We start from the raw sequence: 20,027 nt of genomic DNA, 5'->3' as shown, positions 1-20,027 counted from the left end.
GACCTCAACTTGCCGGCCTCCGGGGCGTCCTCCGTCCCGGTGCCGGCTCTCGTATCCCATGATGAACGAACCTTCTCGCCCGCAGCTCGTTGGGGAGCATCCCTCCATCGTCGCCCTGCGTGAACTGGTCGCCCGCGTCGGGCGCAGCCAGGCTAGCACCGTGCTGATCTATGGCGAGACCGGGACGGGGAAGAGCCTGGTGGCGCGCATGCTCCACGCGCAGTCCAATCGGGCCGGGCGCGAGTTCATCGACATCAATTGCGCTGCGATTCCCGCCCAGTTGCTCGAATCCGAGTTGTTTGGCCATGAGCGCGGTTCGTTTACCGGCGCGGTCAGCAGGAAGGAGGGACTGATCGAGGCGGCGAATGGCGGCACGGTCTTCCTGGACGAAGTCCGCGAGCTCGATCCTGTGATGCAGTCCAAGATCCTGACGCTGCTGGACACGCGGCGGTTCCGGCGGGTCGGCGCGGTGCGTCCCATCAGCGTGGACGCCCGCTTTATCGCAGCGACCAACAAGATCCTGCTGAGCGAGGTCAAGGCCGGCAAGTTTCGCGAGGATCTGTATTACCGGCTGCAGGTGATTGCCATCAATATCCCGCCGCTGCGCGAGCGTGGCGACGACATCTTCCTGCTCGCGAGCAACGCGCTGGCGAAGTACAACGCGCAGTACGGCAGCCACTTCCAGCGGCTGGAACCGGAGGTGGCGCGCATTTTCCGCGCGTACCGGTGGCCGGGAAATGTGCGTGAACTCGAAAACCTGCTGGAGCGCATCTGCCTGCTGGAGGAGGGCGATTGCATCCGGCCATGTCACTTGCCGGCGCGCATCCTGCGGGACGTGGCGCGGCCCGCGGGCGCGGTGGACGATGCCGTGGCGCAGCCGGCTGCAATGAACGGCCATGCGGCGTCCGAGCAGGGGCAGGACTATCACGAGGCCACGGCTCGCTTCCAGCGTGCGCTGATTGAGCAGACGCTGGTGTCGTGCGGCCAGAACCTCAGTGCGGCGGCCGAGAGACTGGGGTTGAGCCGGCACGCTTTGCGGCACCAGATGATGAAGCTGGGACTGCTGGCCCCGACTGCCGGAAGCGACGAGGGGGATGCGTGAACTTCACGCAATTACGGCATGGTTTTTGCGTGAAAATCACGCGAAAGGCGGAGGGTGTGGCGCTAAATCTATGAAATATAAAGATTTTTTCATGAGTCGCCCTGTGGCACGCAATCTGCTCTAGATGAATCGTCAAGCCCGGCTTGGGGAAGACACCATCTGGAGAACACTGCATGCAGTCCCTGAAGATCATTTGCCCTAATGGCCATCTCGGCTTTGCGCCGTTGCGCACCGAGAGCTTTGGGTTGGGGGTGGAGGCGGGCCCTGACTATATCGCGGCCGATTCGGGAAGCGACGACGTGGGCCCGGTGCCGCTGGGCTCGGATACCTCGACGAGTCCCGAAGCTTGGCAACGCCACGATCTGGAGCAAATGCTGCTGGCGTCGCGCCGTCTCGGCGTGCCGATGATCATCGGCTCGGCCGGCGATACGGGGTCGAACAGCCGCGTGGACCTGTACGTGCGGATCATCGGCGAACTGGCCGCCAAGCATGGCCTGAAGAAGTTCCGGGTCGGCTACTTCTATTCCGAGGTGGACAAGGCTTTTCTTCGCGAGTCAATGCGGCGCGGAAAGACGGTGAGCGGGCTCGATGGGTTTGCAGACCTGACCGAAAGCGAACTCGATGCAACCGACCGTATCGTTGCCATGGCCGGTGTCCATCCCTATGTGGCGCTGCTGCGCCAGGGCGCCGACGTGATTATCGGCGGGCGCAGCTCGGATGCCGCGGTCTTTGCCGCGCCGGCGCTACACCACGGCTTTTCCGCCGATCATGCCTATTACCTGGGCAAGGTGCTCGAGTGCGCATCGTTCTGTGCCGAGCCCTATGGCGGCAAGGAGACCGTGATGGGCGTCATTTCCCACGAGGACGTCCAGGTCACGGCGATGCATCCCGAGCAGCGCTGCACCGTCGCCTCGGTATCCGGCCATGCGATGTACGAGCGCTCCAATCCGTACGAGGAGTTCGTCGCCGGGGGCAGGCTGGACATGACGCATTGCCGCTACGCGCAGGTGCACGATCGCACCACGCGCATCACGGGCTCGCGCTTTATCGAGGCGGAAACGGTCCGGGTCAAGCTGGAAGGCGCGGGGAAGGTGGGCGAGCGCTTCGTCGGCCTGTGTGGCATCCGCGACCCCTACACCATCGCCAACGTGGACCGGGTGATTGCGTGGGCGCGCGAGCAGGTGCGCGCGCGTTTTGGCGACAGCGGTTATCAACTGCACTACAGCGTGTACGGCCGCGATGGCGTGATGGGCGAGCTGGAGCCGCTGCGCGACCGGCCGGGGCATGAGCTCTGCGTGCTGGTGCAGGGGGTCGCCCCGACCCGCGCGATGGCCGAGGAGGTGACGATGATCGGCTTGCGCCAGATGTTCTATGCGCGGCTGCCTGACGTCAAAGGCACGGCCGGTTCGGTGTCGTTCCCGCTGGATGAAGTCCTGCATGCCAGCGCGGCCTATCGTTGGACGCTGAACCACACGGTGGAGGTGCAAGACCCCATGGCGCTGTTCCCCACCCACCTCGTTGAAGTTGGCGTCTGAGCCTGGTGCCGCATATGACAACGACGACAACGACGACTACGATGACTACGACGACTACGATGGCAACGCAAAAACTGCATCAACTCGCCAAGACCATCCGCAGTAAGAACGCGGGGGTCAACAAGATCACCTTCGACATCATCTTTCGCGAGGCGCACGAGTACGAACGCGTCAAGCGCTCGCGCGTGCTGAGCCGGGAAAGCATGGCCGCGCTATATGGGATCCCGGTCGAACGGATCTCCGATTTCGTCGAATACGATCCCGCGTACGCCATCAAGTTCACGATCTATCGCACCCGGCCCAGCGGCAGCGCCGGCGATGGCGACATCTTTGGCGCCCAGCAGTACGCGCCGCTGCTGGACCTTGATATCCCCGTCTAGGCAGGACGTCGCCGGATTCCACGGGACCCCGGGTGGACATCCGGCTCCCGGATCCTGACATCCATGCTGCTCTCCCCATTGCTACCCATTGCTACCCATTGAGACAGGAGCGCCGAATGCGAAAGACGTTAGCCCACATTGCGCTGTTGCTTGCCGCGATGTCCGCGGTAACCATGGTGGCGGCCCAGACCGATGCCAAGGTGCCGCCTTTGATCAGAATTGTCGTGCCGTTTTCGGCGGGCGCGAGCAACGACGTGATCGCGCGTGCGATCGCGCCGGGGCTGGCAAAGCACCTGGGGACCACGGTCATCGTGGAAAACAAGCCGGGTGCGGCAGGCGTCGTCGGTGCCGATTCGGTTGCCAAGGCGCCACGGGACGGGTCCGTGCTGCTTCTGACGTCATCGACCTTCCTGACCGCTGCCGCCACCCAGCCGCGCTCGCCCTACGATCCGCTCGCCGCGTTCGCGCCGGTGTCCATGGTCGCCGAGGGGCCGCTGTTGCTGGCGGTCTCGTCCTCGACCCAGATCAGGTCGCCGGCCGAGCTGATCGCGGCAGCGCGCGCGAAGCCGGGCGCGCTGACCTACGGCTCGGCGGGGATCGGTTCGCTGGCGCAGCTGGCGACGGAGTTGCTGTGCGACATCTCGAAAGTCCAGATGATGCATGTCCCGTACAAAGGGGCCTCCAACGCGATGATCGATCTGGCCGCGGGGCAGATCGACGTCATGATGTCCAACTACAGCTCGCTGGTGACGCAGTTGAAGTCCGGCAAGGTACGGGCGCTGGCGGTGACCTCGCAGCGGCCGAACCCGGCGTTTCCCGAATTGCCTTCACTGGCGGCATCGGTGCCAGGCTACGGGATCGAGATCTGGGTCGGTGTCCTCGCCCCTGCCGGCACGCCCGCGCCGCTGGTCCAGCGGCTGAACCGCGAGATCAATGAGATCGCTGCGTCGCAGGATGTGCGTGTCGTGCTTGAGCCGGACGGCTCGGCGCCCAAGGCAATGAGTCCGTCCGAATTCGGCGCGCGCATGAGGCAGGATCTTGCGCAGTGGAAGCACATCGCCAGCGACAGGAAGATCGTGGCGGAATGAGGGGCGGGCATAGGCCCCTCAGGCGCCGCCCAGCAAGTCGCGCGCGTTCAGGATCGCGTACGCTATATCCGGCTTTGTCTCCAGGCAACGGCGTATCGCCGCGGGAATCGCCTGCTTGGTCTTGCGGCATAACCCGGTTTGCTCCTCCACCTGGATGTTGATGCCGCGCACCGTGCGCACTTCGTGGATGCTGGGCGTGATCGTCAGCACGATGCCCAGTTGCGCATGCATGCGCTTTTCCATGTCCTTGAGCTCGGCAAGACTCGACAGGCTTTCCAGGCGGGCGATCAGTCGCTTTTCCTCTTCCCGGGTCAGCCTCAGGATCCGCATGTCGGATTGCGGGTCGTCCAGCAGCGCTTCGCGACCGCACGTGCAGGCGCCTGGCGGACACTCCTTGCGAATCGGAAAGGGGACGTTCATGTCGTCGAGGCGATATGCGCCTCATCCGGAGGGGGAGGGGATATCTTAAATCAAGAGGCCAACTGGGCGCTGGCCCTTGTTGGGATTGAACCCGACAGGGCCGGCGCGAGCGAAAGCGGCTTGACGTGCGCCCGCAAAGCACAAATCACAGTAATGATTCTCATTTATACTCAAGGAGTCAACAACATCCGGATCTTGGCTCCGCGCCCGTGACCGCCATGCCCGACTTTCACTTGAGGCCTCCCATGCCCGTACTCCACCTCGCCCGCACACCCGCAACGGACGCCGCCAGCGTGCATAGCGCATGACCAAAGCCCAGGACTTCGAATGCCTGGCGCAGGAGCATGGTGTGCTGATGCTGCAATATGGCTACGCGCAGGCGCGCTGCAGTGAACTGCTGGTCACGCAGGCCGCCGAGATCGTGCGCTTGCAGGCTGAGGCCATGCGCCTTCGCGCCGCGGTGATCGTGCGCGACACGGCGCTGGCCTATGCGCGCGAGGATGGTGTCGTGCCGATCCGCCTTGGACGCATGACATGGCTTGACGGCGGCATTGCGCTGTGGAGGCGCCTGCGTGAATGGACGAGCGCGTGCTTTGGCCGTGGGGGGGCGTCGGCAACGCACACCGAACCGGTCGGCGAGAGGGCTAGTCTGCGCGCGAAGTCCGTGCTCTGCGTGGGGCAGGACAAATCGGGTGCCAGCGTCGCGCAGCGCGTGGTGGAGATGGCCGGTGGCCAGTTTCTGCACCACGATGGCGGCGACGCCGCCGATCCTGACGACGGGGAGGCACTGGAAGCCAGCCTGATCGCAGCCGACCTGGTGATCTGCCAGGCAGGCTGCGTCAGCCACAACGCCTATTGGCGCGTGCGGGACCATTGCACGCGTACGGGCAAGCAGTGCGTGCTGGTCGAGCAGCCGCAGGCCATGCAGCTCGTGCGCAGCGCGCAAGCGCCGTCGGCGCAAGCGAGCCACCAGGAATGACTGGCGCGCCGAGCGTGCCATCGAACCCTATGGAGAGGATGTAATGTCTGCCGATATCGATCTGGCCGATCTGGCGCTTTCCGACCCGCAGAAGGTGGCCTTTGACTTCCTGCTGACGCGGCAGTCGCCGTGGCCGCTGGGCGCGCCCGCGCCGTCGCCGAAGGAACTGGACCTGGTGTTCGAGGCGGCCTTGCGGGCGCCGGATCATGGCCAGCTCCAGCCCTGGCGCTTTATTGTGATCCGCGACGAGGCGCGCGCCGCGCTCGGCGAGGTGTTCGTGCGGGCGGCGCGGGCCCGCGACCCGCAGAGCGATGGCGAGCGCTTCCGGGCCAAGGCCATGGCCGCACCGATGCTGATTGCGCTTGGCGTACACGTGGAGCGCGGGCACAAGGTGCCGGAGATCGAGCAGTTGCTGGCAACGGCCGCGGCCACCATGAATATGCTCAACGCCCTGCATATCCTGGGTTACGGCGGCTTCTGGGCAACTGGCCTGAACAGCTATGACGAAAGTGTCCGGCAGGCGCTCGGCCTTGGTGAGGAGGAAACGCTGGTTGGCTTCCTGTATGTCGGCACGCCCAAGGACGCGGTGCGCCCGGCCAGCCGGCCGGCGCCCGAGGGCTTTGTCCGCGAGTGGCGGGGACCGGCCTGAGGCTTCCCGGCCTTCATTCCCGCTCGCCGGTTTGTGCACGCCCGCGGCCCCCAGCGGCCGGCCGGCGAGAAACCGCTGGAAGGTTTATCCTCGCCGTGTCGCGCAACCCGCCGCGGCGCAATTTGCGCGCTGGCGGGATGCCGCGTCTGGCAATCACTACCCAAGGACACCCCCATGTCGCTCTCGATGTATGAAGTATCGATCCCGGCCTTTATCCGGGCTTTCGGCAGCTTGTCGGCCATCCTGGACAAGGGCGCCGCATTCGCGCAGGCGCAGGGCATGGACCCGGCCGACCTGATCCAGACCCGCCTGGTGGCGGACATGGACCCGCTGCCGGCACAGGTGCAGCGCGCCAGCGACAGCGCAAAGGGTTGCGCGGCGCGGCTGGCTGGCATCGAGATGCCGCCCTTTGCCGACACCGAAACCACCTTCCCGGAACTGCAGGAGCGCATCGCCAGGACGGTGGCCTTCCTGAACACCATCCAGCCCGCCCAGCTAGAGGGCAGCGAAACGCGCACCATCGAGCTCAAGCTGCGCCCCGAGCCCGTCACGTTCGACGGCAAGTCCTACTTGCTGGGCTTTGTGCTGCCGAACTTCTATTTTCACGTGACCACGGCTTACGACATCCTGCGCCACAAAGGCGTGCCGGTGGGCAAGCGCGACTACCTCGGCCTGTCCTGATCGAGAGGGCGGCCTTTGCCGGCCGCCCCTGCTGCGCCTATGGCCTTTTTTTACCAAGCAGTACAAATCAGACCATCTAGGATGCCAGCCATGGTGCCGCCGTCGCGCAAGGCGCCAGCCTCGGCGCGGAGCCCGCGCCATGCGGGCCGCCCATCCCGGTCCGTTGGTCAATACCGTGCATACGTTGGTCATCAATATCGGGCTGGCGGCGTGTCCGTGCTGGAACAGGCGTGATGTGCCGGGGTCAGGCCCTGGTGGCGGCCAGCTTGCGCTCGCTCTTGGGGTGTTGCGCCAGCCGGTCCAGCTGGTCCAGCCGCCCGCTCAACACGGTCAGGCCAAGCGCCGCCAGTACCACCAGCGCGCCAATCCACGGCGTATGCATCAGGCCCATATGGGTCACGATCAGCCCGCCTGCCCATGCCGCGCCGGCAATGCCCAGATTGAACGCGGCGATATTGAGGCCCGATGCCACATCGACGGCACCCGGCGCATAGCGCTCCGCCTGCTTGACCACATAGACCTGCAGCGCCGGCACATTGCCGAAGGCGACGGCGCCCCAGGCCAGCACGGTCACCACCACCAGCCAGCGGTGCGGCGCGGTGAAGGTCAGCGAAAACAGCACGATGGACAGCAGCAGGAACACGATCTTGAGCGCGGCGATGGGGCCGTGGCGGTCGGCCAGGCGGCCGCCCCAGATGTTGCCCGCGGCGACCGATACGCCGTACACCAGCATCACCAGCCCGACCGCGCCGGCGCTGAAGCCCGATACGTCCTGCAGGATGGGGGCGAGGAAGGTGAAGGGGATGAACGAGCCGCCATAGCCGATCGCGGTCTTGGCGTAGACCAGCAGCAGGCGCGGTTCGGCCAGCACCTTGGCCTGTTGCAGCAGCGAGGCAGGGGCGCCATGGCGGATGTTGGCCGGAACGAACATCAGGCTGCCGACGAAGGCGACCAGGCCGAGCGCCGACACCGCGAGGAAGGTCTCGCGCCAGCCGAAATGCTGGCCGATGAAGGTGCCCAGCGGCACGCCGGTGACGAGCGCCACGGTCAGGCCGGTGAACATGATGGCGATGGCGCTCGCGGCCTTTTCCTTCGGCACCAGGCTGGTGGCGATGGTGGAGCCGATCGAGAAGAACACCCCGTGGGCCAGGCCGGTCAGGATACGCGCCAGGATCAGTGATTCGTAGCCGGGCGCCTTCCACGCCAGCAGGTTGCCCAGCGTGAACAGGGCCATCAGCGACAGCAGCAGCGCCTTGCGCGGCAGGCGGCCGGTGAGGGCGGTCAGCACCGGGGCGCCGATGGCCACGCCGAGCGCATAGAGGCTGACCAGCAGGCCGGCCGATGGCAGGGTGATGTGCAGATCGGCGGCGATGGTGGGGATCAGGCCGACGATGACGAATTCGGTGGTCCCGATGGCAAACGCGCTGATGGTCAGCGCGAACAGGGCAATGGGCATGGTGGGCTCCAGGAGCGTCCGGAATTAGGATGGGCGCAGTTTGCCGCTGTCTTCTTTGCAGATTAAGTGGGTGATCTGGATAAGATATTTGATTAGTATTCAACAATGAAGATCACTCTCGAAGAACTGCAGGCCTTTGCCACCGTCGTGGACAGCGGCTCCATCACGGCTGCGGCCGAGCAACTGGGGCAAACCGTCTCCGGCATCAGCCGTGCGCTGAGCCGCCTGGAAGACAAGGTGGGCACCACCCTGCTGCACCGGACCACGCGCCGGCTGGCGCTGAGCGAGGAGGGTGAGGCACTGCTGGCCCACGCGCGCGCGATCCTGGCTTCCGTGGACCTGGCGGAGGAGCAGATGGCCGTGCGCCGCCAGCGGCCGGCGGGACGGCTGCGGGTCAACGCGGCATCCCCGTTCATGCTGCACGTGATCGTGCCGCTGATCGGGGAATTCCGCCGGGCGTATCCGGAAATCGAGCTGGAGCTCAATACCAACGACCAGATCATCGACCTGCTCGAACACCGTACCGACGTGGCGATCCGTATCGGCACGCTGCGCGACTCCACCCTGCATGCGCGTGCGCTGGCCAGTAGCCGTGTGCGCGTGCTGGCCAGCCCAGCCTATCTCAAGGCACGGGGCCGCCCGGAAAGCGTGGCGGACCTTGCCGGCCACAGCCTGATCGGCTTTAACCAGCCCGAGTCGCTCAATCGCTGGCCCTTGCGCGGTGCCGTGGGTGAAGAGGTGCAGATCACGCCGCATCTGTCGGCGTCGAGCGGCGAAACCCTGCGCCAGCTGGCACTGGCGGGCGAGGGCCTGGTCTGCCTGTCGGACTTCATGACCGACGCGGACCGGCGCCGCGGCGACCTGGTGCAGGTGCTGATGGCGCACACCATTGACGAGCGTCAGTCGATCAACGCGGTCTACTACCTCAATACCCAGCTTTCGGCGCGCATCGCCAGCTTCCTGGATTTTGTCGGTGGCAAGCTGCGTGAGGCGGCTTGGGCGCAACTTTAGGCCGGCGCGGGCCATGGGCAGCGCCTGAGCGTGGCCTTGGCAATAGGGGAAATCAAGGAGGCGGCTGGAGCGGATTGCGCTCCTGTGCGAAAATAGCGAGTTCGCCGCAGTTTCCTGGCCAATAGTCTGGCCAAGAGTCGCCACGCGTCGCCAGTTGCCCGCCCGGCATTCGCCGCGCGCCGTGCACCGACTGCCTCACTGCACCGCCCACAGCACTACCTATAAAAGCGATCAGAGCTTTACCAGCCAGCATGACTTACGCCGTCAAGGAAATCTTCTACACACTGCAGGGCGAAGGCGCCAACGCGGGCCGCGCAGCCGTGTTCTGCCGCTTCTCCGGATGCAATCTCTGGAGCGGGCGCGAGGAAGACCGTGCCAGCGCGGTCTGCCAGTTCTGCGACACCGACTTCGTCGGCACCGATGGCACCGAGGGCGGCAAGTACCGCACTGCCGAGGCGCTCGCCGACAAGGTGGCGGCCCAGTGGCCGCAGGCGGTGGATAGCAGCGCCGCCGGGCGTCCGCTAGTGGTCTGCACGGGCGGCGAGCCGCTGCTGCAGCTGGATGCGCCGCTGATCGACGCGCTGCATGCGCGCGGCTTCGAGATCGCCATCGAGACCAACGGCACATTGCCGGTGCCCGAGGGCATCGACTGGGTTTGCGTGAGCCCCAAGATGGGTTCCGAACTGGTGGTGAAGCGCGGCGACGAACTCAAGGTGGTGATCCCGCAGGATGGCCAGGATTTCGCCGCATACGAGCACCTTGATTTCCGCTATTTCCTGGTGCAGGCCATGGATGGCCCGCTGGCACGGCAAAATACCGCGCTGGCGGTGGAGTTCTGCCAGCGCCGCCCGCTCTGGCGCCTTTCGCTGCAGACCCACAAGCTGCTCGGCATCCGGTAGGCAAATCGCGCAAATCGCGCCGGTACGCACCGGCACACCTTGGCACCCATTGGCCCACATGAACAAGCAAGTTTCCATTACCCGCCGGCTGGAGTTCGACTCCGGCCACCGCATTCCCAACCATGGCGGCCAGTGCCGCAACATCCATGGCCACCGCTATCGCCTGGACCTGACGCTGTCGGGCGAGGTGCTGCATCGCGCCGGCGCCTCGGATGAGGGCATGATCCTGGACTTCAGCGATATCAAGGCGCTGGCCACGGAACACCTGGTGTCCAAGTGGGACCACGCCTTCCTGATCCATCGCGGCGATACCGCGCTGCTGAACTTCCTGCAGACCATGGACGGGCACAAGACGGTGGTGCTCGATGCCATCCCGACCGTGGAGAACCTGGCCCAGATCGCCTTCGACATGCTTGCCCCGGTGTTCAAGGATTGCTTCGGACACCAGTTGCAGCTCACCCGCCTGGTGCTGTTCGAGACCCCGAACTGCTGGGCCGAGGTCAGCGCTGCCTTCAGCCTGCCGGCGCAGGACTGACTCGCCGCATGATGCAGCCGCGATGACCGAGCCGACCCTCCCGCCCGAGGCCAGCCTGGCAAGCCCGGATCTGTCCATGGATCTGGCGCTTGCGCGCGACCGCCGCTATATGCAGGCCGCGCTCGACGAAGCGCGCCTGGCCGAAGCCGCCGGCGAAGTCCCGGTGGGCGCGGTCGTGGTGTGGAACGACACCATCATCGCGCGCGGCCACAACCTGCCGATCCGCTCGGTCGATCCTTCCGCGCACGCTGAAATGCAGGCGCTGCGCGCCGCAGCCCGCGTGATCGGCAACTACCGCATGCCGGAGTGCGAGCTGTACGTGACGCTGGAACCCTGCGTGATGTGCAGCGGCGCCATCCTGCATGCGCGGATTCGCCACGTGGTGTTTGGCGCCACCGATCCCAAGACGGGCGCCGCGGGCAGCGTGCTGAACCTGTTCGAGCAGGCGCAGCTCAATCACCAGACCACCATTGCCGGTGGCGTGATGGCCGACGCGTGCTCGCGCATGCTGAAGGATTTCTTCGGCGGCAGACGCCGGGCCCAGAAGGCCGCGCAGAAAGCGGCGCAAGTAGCCGAACAAGTTGCCGCACAGGAAGCCGCGCAGGTTGCGGGGGCAAGCGATGCGTCCGCCTGCGCGCATTGCGCCGCTGCCGCGCCTGTTGCCTCCACCGACACCGACCCAAGCCAAAACCCTGACGCATGAGCCAGCCCACGCCTACGCCCACGCCAGCCACCGAAGTCCGCCTGATCGCGTCTTCCGGCTATCCGCACGACGTCGCCATCGCCGCGCGCGGCTGCGCCTGGCTCAAGGGGCAGGGCTTTCATGTCGGCAACCCGGATGTGCTGGCGCGCCGCTACCTGCGCTTTGGCGGCAGCGATGCCGAACGGCTGGCCGACCTGCATGCCATCGGCACCGGCGCGCCGCACGAGCTGACGCTGGCTGTGCGCGGCGGCTACGGTATTGCACGGCTGCTGGAGCAGGTGGACTTTGCCCGCATCGCCGAGCAGGCGCGCGCGAGCCAGACACCCATCGTCGGCCACAGCGATTTCACGGCTTTCCAGCTGGCGTACCTGGCGGCCACCGGTGGCGTCACCTTTGCCGGCCCGATGCTGCTGGCGGATTTTGGCGCGGACGTGGTCGACCCGTTCATGTGGCAGCACTTCAACGGCGTGCTGCGAGATCCGGCGTACACCATCGACGTGGATGCGCCGCAGGCTGGCGGGCAGCCTTTTACGGGCGCGTTGTCAGGCACGCTGTGGGGCGGCAACATGGCGATGCTGTGCAGCTTGCTGGGTACGCCGTTCATGCCGGCGGTGCAGGGCGGCATCCTGTTCCTGGAAGACGTCAACGAGCCGCCTTACCGGGTCGAGCGCATGCTGCTGCAGCTGGACCAGGCTGGCGTGCTTGGCGCCCAGCGCGCGATCCTGCTGGGCGACTTTTCCAATTACCGCGTGACGGATTACGACAACGGCTATGACCTGCCTGCCGTGGTGGCGTACATGCAGGAGCGCCTGTCGGTGCCGGTCCTCACCGGCCTGCCGTTCGGCCACTGCCCGCGCAAGTTGACCCTGCCAGTGGGAGGGCAGGCGCAGTTGAGCGCACGCGCGGATGGATTTTCGCTGTCGCTGTCGGGTTACCCGGTGTTGAAAGCGGCGCCTTGCGCCCACATCTGAGGCTTATCGCTTCGTTCCTTTGCCCGCCAGTGGTAAAATCGCGGGTTGTTTCCCGAATTCCCTGCCCGGGCCCCGCGCCAACGCGCCACCAGGTCGCCATGCCTGGCTTTGCGCCGTCCACGCAGCTAAGCAAATCAAGCGATTAGCCATTTGCACAGCCATCAGCAGGGCGGCAGCCCGAGGCAAGCGCGGCAAGTCCCGCGCCTCATCATTCATACAAGGTCCCAGACGTGCTTTCTACCGCAAACATCACCATGCAGTTCGGCCCCAAGCCGTTGTTCGAGAATATCTCGGTCAAGTTCGGCGAGGGCAACCGCTACGGCTTGATCGGCGCGAACGGTTGCGGCAAGTCCACCTTCATGAAGATCCTCGGCGGGGACCTCGAGCAGTCCGCCGGCACCGTCATGCTGGAGCCGGGCGTGCGCCTGGGCAAGCTGCGCCAGGACCAGTTCGCCTATGAAGACATGCGCGTGCTGGACGTGGTCATGATGGGCCACACCGAGATGTGGGCCGCCGCCGCCGAGCGCGACGCGATCTACGCTAACCCGGAAGCCACCGACGAAGACTACATGAAGGCCGCCGAGCTGGAGGCCAAGTATGCCGAGTACGACGGCTACACGGCCGAAGCGCGCGCCGGCGAGCTGCTGCTGGGCGTGGGCATCCCCACCGACCAGCATCAGGGCACCATGAGCAACGTGGCGCCGGGCTGGAAGCTGCGCGTGCTGCTGGCGCAGGCCCTGTTCTCGAACCCGGACGTGCTGCTGCTCGACGAGCCGACCAATAACCTCGACATCAATACGATCCGCTGGCTGGAACAAGTGCTCAACGAGCGCAATTCCACCATGATCATCATCTCCCACGATCGCCACTTCCTGAACTCCGTGTGCACGCACATGGCCGACATGGACTACGGCACGCTCAAGGTCTACCCGGGCAACTACGACGACTACATGGAAGCCTCCATGCAGGCGCGCGAGCGCCAGCTGGCGGCCAATACGCGCGCCAAGGAGCGCATCGGCGAGCTGCAGGACTTCGTGCGCCGCTTCTCGGCCAACAAGTCCAAGGCCCGCCAGGCCACCTCGCGCCTGAAGCAGATCGACAAGATCAAGGTCGAGGACATCAAGCCGTCGTCGCGCCAGAACCCGTTCATCCGCTTCGAGTTCGACAAGAAGCTGCACAACCTGGCCGTGGAAGCCGAGGGCGTGACCAAGACCTACGATCGCAAGGTCATCAACAACCTGTCGATCGCGATCCAGGCCGGCGAGCGCGTGGCCATCATTGGCGAAAACGGCGCCGGCAAGACCACCTTGCTGCGCAGCCTGCTGGGCAGCACCGTCAAGGGCGGCGTGGAAGTCGATCGCGGCACCATCAAGTGGGCCGAGAACGCCAATGTCGGCTATATGCCGCAGGACACCTTCGAGGAATTCCCGGTCGACCGCGACCTGATCGACTGGATGAGCCAGTGGACCCAGGCCGGCGACGACGACCAGTCGCTGCGCGGCACGATGGGCCGCCTGCTGTTCTCGGCCGACGACATCAAGAAGTCGGTCAAGGTGCTGTCCGGCGGCGAGAAGGGCCGCATGATCTGGGGCAAGCTGATGCTGGGCCGCCACAATGTGCTGGCGCTCGACGAGCCGACCAACCACATGGACATGGAATCCATCGAATCGCTGCAGATCGCGCTGGACAAGTTCACCGGCACGCTGGTCTTCGTCTCGCACGACCGCGTGTTCGTCAGCGGCCTGGCCACGCGCGTGATCGAAGTGCGCAACGATGGCACGCTGACCGATTACCTGGGTACGTATGACGAGTACCTGGAGTCGCAGGGTATTGACGGCTGAGCCGCTAGCGCCAGCCGAGCCAACAAGAAGGGCCGCCATGTGCGGCCCTTCTTGTTCTTGTGGCCGGGATCCATTGCGGCCACTAAAGGCCACTAAAGGCCACTAAAGGCAACTCAGGCCGATGCATGCCCGTCGTCGCGCACCATCCTGTCGAGCTGGTCGATGATGGCGCCGGCGGTGATCTCCCCTTTGGCCTTGTGCAGGGCGCTGTATAGCGGGTCGCGCAGCGCCGCCAGTTCCGCCGGGCTGCCGGCCTTTTCCACCTTGACTTGCAGCAGGTAGCCGCGCAGGCCCAGGTGATGGCCGATGACATCCGTATAGAAGTGATAAAGCTGCTGGTAAGTGCCGCCCGCGGTTTGCGGGGAGGCTGGCGCAGGCAAGGCGTCGTCCCATGACGGCACATTGGCACCACGCATGCCGTACATGGAGAACAGGCTGTCGGCCTTGGCATCGCCATAGCGATCCCCGCTGGCGGGCGGGTTTGCGGGGCTGGCAGCCACTGCCGCAGGCTGCGGCGCATTCTCCGCGCGGATCAGACTGGCAGCCAGCAGGGCGTCAATGCTCTCCGGCCCTACGCCCATGCCGCCGGTCTGGGCCAGCAGTTCGCTGCGCCGGCGCTCGCCATTGACGATCAGCAGCAAGGCGCGCAGCTTATGGTCCAGCTTGCGCGCGCGCGTGCGGATTTCATCCTGGCCTTGCTCGGTCTTATGAAAAACCGGGTCGGTCATGTCTCGCTCCATTGTGATAGGCCGAGCAGCACTGTGTGGCATACCGCACTTTGCGTCATGCGGCTCGCCGGCCGATTATCGCCACGTTGTTTGGGCTGCTGGCGCGCTGCAAAAAAAAGAGTCGCCAAAGCGCACTACAATGTGATGCACCATAAAAGTAACAAAATTTGCACCCGCCTATTCACCCAACTGAAAACTGTGGCCATGCAACAACGAGACAAACTCTTTATCAACGGTAAGTGGGTTGCCCCGCACGGTACCGGCCTGATCAACGTCATCCACTCCACGACCGAAGCCGTCATGGGCCGCATCCCCGAAGGCCACGCGCGCGACGCCGAGGATGCTATCCAGGCAGCGCGAGCCGCCTTCGACAGCTGGTCGGCCACGCCGCCCAGCGTGCGCGCGGACTATATCCGCAAGATTGCCGAGGGCCTGAAGGCGCGCAGCGAGGAACTGGCGCAACTGATCGCCGGCGAAGTCGGCATGCCGATCAAGATGGCGCGCGCGATTCAGGTGGGCGGCCCGGTCTACAACTGGGCACAGGCTGCCAAGCTGCTCGAGACCTTCGCGTTCGAGGAAGAAGTCGGCAATTCCCTGGTGGTTCGGGAGCCGGTGGGCGTGGTCGCGGCCATTACGCCGTGGAACTACCCGCTCAACCAGATCACGCTGAAAGTGGCGCCGGCGCTAGCCGCGGGCTGCACGGTGGTGCTCAAGCCTTCGGAGGTGGCGCCGCTCAATGCCTTCGTGCTGGCAGAGGTGATTGAAGCCGCCGGGCTGCCGCCGGGGGTGTTCAACCTGGTCACCGGCTACGGTCCGGTGGTGGGCGAGGTACTGGCCAGCCACCCGGAAGTCGACATGGTGTCGTTCACGGGCTCCACGCGCGCTGGCAAGCGGGTGTCGGAGCTGGGCGCGCAGAGTGTCAAGCGCGTGGCGCTGGAGCTGGGCGGCAAGTCCGCTTCGGTGATCCTGGACGACGCGGACCTGGCTGCCGCGGTCAAGGGTACCGTTGGCGCCTGTTTCCTCAACTCCGGGCAGACCTGCTCGGCGCATACCCGCATGCTGGTGCCGCGCGCGCGCTACGACGAGGTCAAGGCCATTGCCAAGAAGGTGGTCGAGGGCTATACCGTGGGCGACCCGTTGCTGGAGACCAGCCGCCTCGGCCCGCTGATCTCAGCCGCGCAGAAAGACCGCGTGACCGGCTATATCCAGCGCGGCATCAACGAGGGCGCTGAGCTGGTTGCAGGCGGCCCCGAGGCGCCCGAAGGGCTGGACAAGGGCTTCTTTGTCAAGCCGACGGTGCTGGGCAATGTCGATCCCAAGGCCACGGTGGCGCAGGAAGAGATCTTCGGCCCGGTGCTGTCGATCATCTGCTATGACACCGAGGAAGATGCCGTGCGCATCGCCAACGACAGCATCTACGGGCTGGGCGGCGGCGTGTGGTCGGGCGACGAGGCGCGCGCCATCCGCGTGGCGCGCCGGATCCGCACCGGCCAGGTTGACATCAACGGTGGCCCGTTCAACATGCAGGCGCCGTTTGGCGGCTACAAGCAGTCCGGCAACGGGCGCGAGGCCGGCAAGTACGGGCTCGAGGAATTCCTCGAGTACAAGTCGCTGCAGATGAAGAAGCCGGCTGCCTGAGGCCGGCGGTTGGCGAGGAAAAATGCCCGGCTGGTCCGGGCATTTTTCATGGGTGGGTTCGCTGGCTCGATTCACGTTGGCTGCAGGCATGATTCGGCGATAATGCCGGAGTGCCATTGGCCGGCAAGCGGGACTGAACGCGGAGTTGAGCGTGGACCTGCGGACGGGGCAAGAGGCATGGGACCAAAAACATAAATAAGAGCGCGGGCGCGACACGCCACGCGGGGAGAGGGATCGATGCGTTGGTTGAAACGGCTGACCTGGCTGGTATTGACGCTGGCGGTGTTGCTGCTGGTCTGCGCGTTTGGCGCTTATGTCTGGTATCGGCAAGCATCGCAGCCGCAGACCGCGGGCACGCTGAAGTTGCCCGGCTTGCGCGAGAGCGTATCGATCGTCCGGGACCGCCATGCCGTGCCGCATATCAAGGCGGCCAATGCACAGGATGCCTACTTTGCGCTCGGCTTCGTCCATGCGCAGGATCGGCTGTGGCAGTTGCAGATGAGCAAGCGCATCGTATCCGGCCGGCTGGCGGAAATCCTGGGGCCGAGCGCGCTGGATACCGACCGTTTCCTGCGTACCCTGGGCGTGCGGCGCAATGCCGAAGCCATCCTGGCCCAATCCTCCGCCGAGACCCGGGCCATGTTGCAGGCCTATGCCGATGGCGTGAATGCCTGTATCGATGGCCGCAAGGGGCCGTTGCCGCCGGAGTTCCTGATCTTGCGTACCCAGCCCGAGCGCTGGGAGCCGGCCGATACACTGGCCTGGCAGACCATGATGGCGTGGGACCTGGGCGGCAACTGGACCCAGGAGACGTTGCGCATGCGGCTCGCGCAGGTGCTGCCCGTGTCGCGCATCAACGAGCTGCTGGCGCCTTATCCTGGCGAACGGCCGCTGCGCACCATGGACTACGGCAATCTCTACCGGCACCTGGCGCCGCTGGCCACGGCCATGGCGCGTGTCGAGCAGCAGGCGCCGGCAGGCTATGTGGAGGGCATGGGCTCGAACAACTGGGTGGTATCTGGCGCCCATACGCGTTCGGGTAAGCCGCTGCTGGCCAATGATCCGCACCTCGGGCTGCAGGCGCCGGCGCTGTGGTACTTCGCCCAGATGCAGGCTCCCGGGCTGGATGTCACGGGCGCCACGCTGCCCGGCATGCCGGCGGTGGTGCTCGGGCATAACCAGCGCATCGCCTGGGGCTTCACCAATACCGCGCCGGATGTGCAGGATCTCTATATCGAGCGCTTGCAGCCTGGCAGCACGCAGCGTTACCAGACGCCGGACGGCTGGGCTGAGTTCGTCACGCGCACCGAGATCATCCACGTCAAGGGCGCGCCCGACGTGACGCTGAACGTGCGCGAGACGCGCCACGGCCCGGTGATTTCGGATGCGGCCGAGCCGGTGGCGACCGCCGCGGCCCCGCTCGGGGCGCAGTACGTGGTGGCTTTCCAGTGGACCGCGCTGCGTGCCGATGACCGGACCGTGCAGGCCGGGCTGGCGCTGAACCGCGCCACCGACTGGGCCAGCTTCCTGGCGGCGCTGCGCGATTTCCATTCGCCGCAGCAGAACATCGTCTACGCCGATGTCGACGGCAACATCGGCTTTATCGCGCCGGGCCGCGTGCCGCTGCGCCGCGCCGACAATGACCTGAAGGGGTTAGCGCCGGCCCCCGGCTGGGACGCGCGCTACGACTGGAGCGGCTTCATCCCCTTCGAGCAATTGCCGCGCAGCTTCAATCCGCCCGAGGGCGTGATCGCCACCGCCAACCAGAAGATCGTCGAGGACGACTACCCGTATTTCCTGACCAGCGAATGGACCGTGCCGTATCGCTACCAGCGCATCCGCACGCTGATCGACGCCACCGAGCGGCACACCATGGACAGTTTTGGCGCGATCCAGAAAGACACGCTCTCGCTCGCCGTGCGCGATGCCTTGCCGCTGCTGCTGGCATCTCCAATCGCCAGCGACCCGGCGCTGCCGGAGCGCGAGCGCGCGCTGATCGCATCGCTGCGCAAATGGGATGGCGATATGCAGCCCAGGCTGTCCGAGCCGCTGGTCGCAACCGCATGGCTGCGCGAGCTATCGCGCGTGCTGTTCGAGGACAAGGTCGGAGATACGCTGTTCAACCGCCTGTGGGAGCAGCGTAACGTGCAGCAGCCCATGCTCAACGTATTGCGCAATCCGCGGGGGCAAGGCGCGTTCTGGTGCGACGACAGCACGACCCCGGCGCCGGAGAGCTGCGACGATGCCGTCGCCAAAGCCTGGCGCCTCGCCATTGCCGACCTGGACCGGCGCTACGGCGACAAGCCTGAGCGCTGGCGCTGGGGCCAGGCGCATGCGGCCCGCTCCGAGCACAAGCCGTTCGGCAAACAGCCTTACCTGGCGGGTTTGTTCAACGTCAAGGTACCCAGTGGCGGCGACACCTATACGGTCAACGTAGGGCGCCATAACCTGCGCGACGAGGCGGCGCCGTTCGAGAGCGTGCACGCGGCCAGCCTGCGTGCCATCTACGACCTGTCAGACCTGGCCGAGTCGCGCTTCATGGATTCGACCGGGCAATCGGGCAACGTGACGTCGACCCATTACCGCGACTGGACCGACAAGTGGGCCGCGGTGCAGTACATCACCATGGCGCCAGGCCGCCGCGCGCCGGGCAACGAGGCCTTCGACACGCTGGTGCTACAACCGGCCGGCAGGCGATGACGATGACCGAGGTGTCCATTCCCATTGGCTGCGTGTTGCTGGGCACCGTGCGCCCGTTTGGGCCCAAGGGTGTGCCTAGCGGCATCGACAAGCAGGCGGTGGACGGGGCGGTGCGCGTCACCGTGCTGGGTTTGGCCGGAGACGGGCAGGGAGACTCCAGGCACCATGGCGGCCCGGAAAAGGCCATCCACCACTACGCCTTCGATCACTATCCGGCCTGGCGCGAGGAACTCTCACCGCTTTCCACGCAGACGGCCGAGGTACTGGCAAGGCCCGGCGCGTTTGGCGAGAACGTGAGCACCGCTGGCCTGACCGAGGCCGATGTCTGCATTGGCGATCGTTTTCGCCTGGGCGGGGCGTTGGTCGAGGTGTCGCAGGCACGCCAGCCTTGCTGGAAGCTGAACCATCGGTTCGGGCACGCCGGCATGGCGCGCGCGGTCCAGCAAAGCCTGCGCACGGGCTGGTACTACCGGGTGCTGGAAGAGGGCGGCCTGGCGCGGGGCGACAGCCTGGTGCTGGTCGAGCGGCCATATCCGGACTGGAGCCTGCAGCGACTGCTGCACGTGCTCTATGTGGATCGCCTGGATGCGGGCGCCTTGTACGCCATGGCGACGCTGCCGGCACTGGCCGAGAACTGGCGCAAGCTGGCGCGCCAGCGGCTGGAGCGGCGCGAGGTGGAGGATATGGAGCGGCGGCTGGCAGGCGGCTAAG

The 20,027-nt window shown here is 65.8% G+C and carries 19 protein-coding genes; 16 read left to right on the top strand and 3 right to left on the bottom strand.

Translation table 11 applies throughout. The features are described 5' to 3' along the window. The first annotated feature begins 58 nt into the window (after positions 1–58). The 4 genes from AC07XB_RS02995 (at position 59) to AC07XB_RS02980 (ending at position 4,105) form a co-directional block, all read left to right on the top strand. Positions 59–1,102 carry a sigma-54 interaction domain-containing protein gene (locus AC07XB_RS02995; RefSeq protein WP_492826255.1) on the top strand — a complete coding sequence of 348 codons (1,044 nt, stop codon included), beginning with the start codon at positions 59–61 and terminating at the stop codon, positions 1,100–1,102. 173 nt (positions 1,103–1,275) lie between these two features. Beyond that, positions 1,276–2,637: an acyclic terpene utilization AtuA family protein gene (locus tag AC07XB_RS02990; RefSeq protein WP_492826253.1), complete on the top strand. Its 1,362-nt coding sequence runs from the start codon at positions 1,276–1,278 to the stop codon at positions 2,635–2,637. A gap of 59 nt (positions 2,638–2,696) precedes the next feature. Then, on the top strand, positions 2,697–3,017 hold the full coding sequence (locus AC07XB_RS02985; RefSeq protein ID WP_492375515.1) for a DUF4387 domain-containing protein: 321 nt from the start codon (positions 2,697–2,699) through the stop codon (positions 3,015–3,017). Positions 3,018–3,190: 173 nt separating this feature from the next. Then, positions 3,191–4,105: a tripartite tricarboxylate transporter substrate binding protein gene (locus AC07XB_RS02980; RefSeq protein WP_493688047.1), complete on the top strand. Its 915-nt coding sequence runs from the start codon at positions 3,191–3,193 to the stop codon at positions 4,103–4,105. A gap of 18 nt (positions 4,106–4,123) precedes the next feature. On the opposite strand, the gene AC07XB_RS02975 is transcribed toward AC07XB_RS02980, so the two are convergent. Next, the gene (locus AC07XB_RS02975) at positions 4,124–4,525 is read right to left on the bottom strand and encodes a hypothetical protein (RefSeq protein ID WP_492375517.1); all 402 of its coding nucleotides are present in this window, start codon (positions 4,523–4,525) and stop codon (positions 4,124–4,126) included. A gap of 304 nt (positions 4,526–4,829) precedes the next feature. On the opposite strand from AC07XB_RS02975, the gene AC07XB_RS02970 reads away from it, so the two are divergent. The 3 genes from AC07XB_RS02970 to AC07XB_RS02960 all read left to right on the top strand — a co-directional run bounded on the left by AC07XB_RS02970 (position 4,830) and on the right by AC07XB_RS02960 (position 6,834). Further along, a complete protein-coding gene (locus AC07XB_RS02970) occupies positions 4,830–5,504 on the top strand; it encodes a DUF2325 domain-containing protein (protein WP_492826249.1) in 675 nt (224 codons plus the stop codon). Positions 5,505–5,547: 43 nt separating this feature from the next. Next, positions 5,548–6,153 (top strand): nitroreductase family protein, encoded by a 606-nt coding sequence (locus tag AC07XB_RS02965; RefSeq protein WP_492826247.1) that lies wholly within the window; start codon positions 5,548–5,550, stop codon positions 6,151–6,153. Positions 6,154–6,327: 174 nt separating this feature from the next. Continuing rightward, on the top strand, positions 6,328–6,834 hold the full coding sequence (locus tag AC07XB_RS02960; RefSeq protein ID WP_492826245.1) for a DUF1993 domain-containing protein: 507 nt from the start codon (positions 6,328–6,330) through the stop codon (positions 6,832–6,834). Positions 6,835–7,078: 244 nt separating this feature from the next. On the opposite strand, the gene AC07XB_RS02955 is transcribed toward AC07XB_RS02960, so the two are convergent. Then, positions 7,079–8,290 (bottom strand): MFS transporter, encoded by a 1,212-nt coding sequence (locus tag AC07XB_RS02955; RefSeq protein ID WP_492375521.1) that lies wholly within the window; start codon positions 8,288–8,290, stop codon positions 7,079–7,081. Between the two features lie 105 nt (positions 8,291–8,395). Between AC07XB_RS02955 and AC07XB_RS02950 the strand changes: the two genes are divergently transcribed. The 6 genes from AC07XB_RS02950 to AC07XB_RS02925 all read left to right on the top strand — a co-directional run bounded on the left by AC07XB_RS02950 (position 8,396) and on the right by AC07XB_RS02925 (position 14,250). Then, positions 8,396–9,301, top strand: coding sequence for a LysR substrate-binding domain-containing protein (locus AC07XB_RS02950; RefSeq protein ID WP_492826243.1), 906 nt, complete (start codon positions 8,396–8,398; stop codon positions 9,299–9,301). 251 nt (positions 9,302–9,552) lie between these two features. Beyond that, positions 9,553–10,200 (top strand): 7-carboxy-7-deazaguanine synthase, encoded by a 648-nt coding sequence (gene queE, locus AC07XB_RS02945; protein ID WP_492375522.1) that lies wholly within the window; start codon positions 9,553–9,555, stop codon positions 10,198–10,200. Between the two features lie 58 nt (positions 10,201–10,258). Next, complete coding sequence (queD, locus tag AC07XB_RS02940; protein WP_006159634.1) at positions 10,259–10,735, top strand: 6-carboxytetrahydropterin synthase QueD; 477 nt, start codon at positions 10,259–10,261, stop codon at positions 10,733–10,735. Between the two features lie 22 nt (positions 10,736–10,757). Then, on the top strand, positions 10,758–11,438 hold the full coding sequence (gene tadA, locus AC07XB_RS02935; RefSeq protein WP_492826240.1) for a tRNA adenosine(34) deaminase TadA: 681 nt from the start codon (positions 10,758–10,760) through the stop codon (positions 11,436–11,438). Beyond that, positions 11,435–12,409, top strand: coding sequence for a muramoyltetrapeptide carboxypeptidase (ldcA, locus tag AC07XB_RS02930; protein WP_416048709.1), 975 nt, complete (start codon positions 11,435–11,437; stop codon positions 12,407–12,409). The genes tadA and ldcA overlap by 4 nt, the downstream gene beginning before the upstream one ends. A gap of 230 nt (positions 12,410–12,639) precedes the next feature. Next, the gene (locus AC07XB_RS02925; protein ID WP_492375525.1) at positions 12,640–14,250 is read left to right on the top strand and encodes an ABC-F family ATPase; all 1,611 of its coding nucleotides are present in this window, start codon (positions 12,640–12,642) and stop codon (positions 14,248–14,250) included. A gap of 113 nt (positions 14,251–14,363) precedes the next feature. On the opposite strand, the gene AC07XB_RS02920 is transcribed toward AC07XB_RS02925, so the two are convergent. Continuing rightward, entirely contained in the window at positions 14,364–14,978 is a 615-nt protein-coding gene (locus AC07XB_RS02920; RefSeq protein ID WP_492826238.1) for a hypothetical protein, read from the bottom strand. 204 nt (positions 14,979–15,182) lie between these two features. Between AC07XB_RS02920 and AC07XB_RS02915 the strand changes: the two genes are divergently transcribed. The 3 genes from AC07XB_RS02915 to AC07XB_RS02905 all read left to right on the top strand — a co-directional run bounded on the left by AC07XB_RS02915 (position 15,183) and on the right by AC07XB_RS02905 (position 20,026). Then, a complete protein-coding gene (locus tag AC07XB_RS02915; protein WP_183031158.1) occupies positions 15,183–16,616 on the top strand; it encodes an aldehyde dehydrogenase family protein in 1,434 nt (477 codons plus the stop codon). Between the two features lie 237 nt (positions 16,617–16,853). Beyond that, on the top strand, positions 16,854–19,316 hold the full coding sequence (locus AC07XB_RS02910; RefSeq protein ID WP_492826236.1) for a penicillin acylase family protein: 2,463 nt from the start codon (positions 16,854–16,856) through the stop codon (positions 19,314–19,316). 2 nt (positions 19,317–19,318) lie between these two features. Continuing rightward, entirely contained in the window at positions 19,319–20,026 is a 708-nt protein-coding gene (locus AC07XB_RS02905) for an MOSC domain-containing protein (RefSeq protein ID WP_492375528.1), read from the top strand. The last annotated feature ends 1 nt before the right edge of the window (position 20,027 follow it).

The organism is Cupriavidus sp. GW821-FHT02F09 (genome assembly GCF_059421605.1).
Note: the sequence above shows the minus strand (reverse complement) of the source record. Positions and strands in the feature narration are given on the sequence as shown.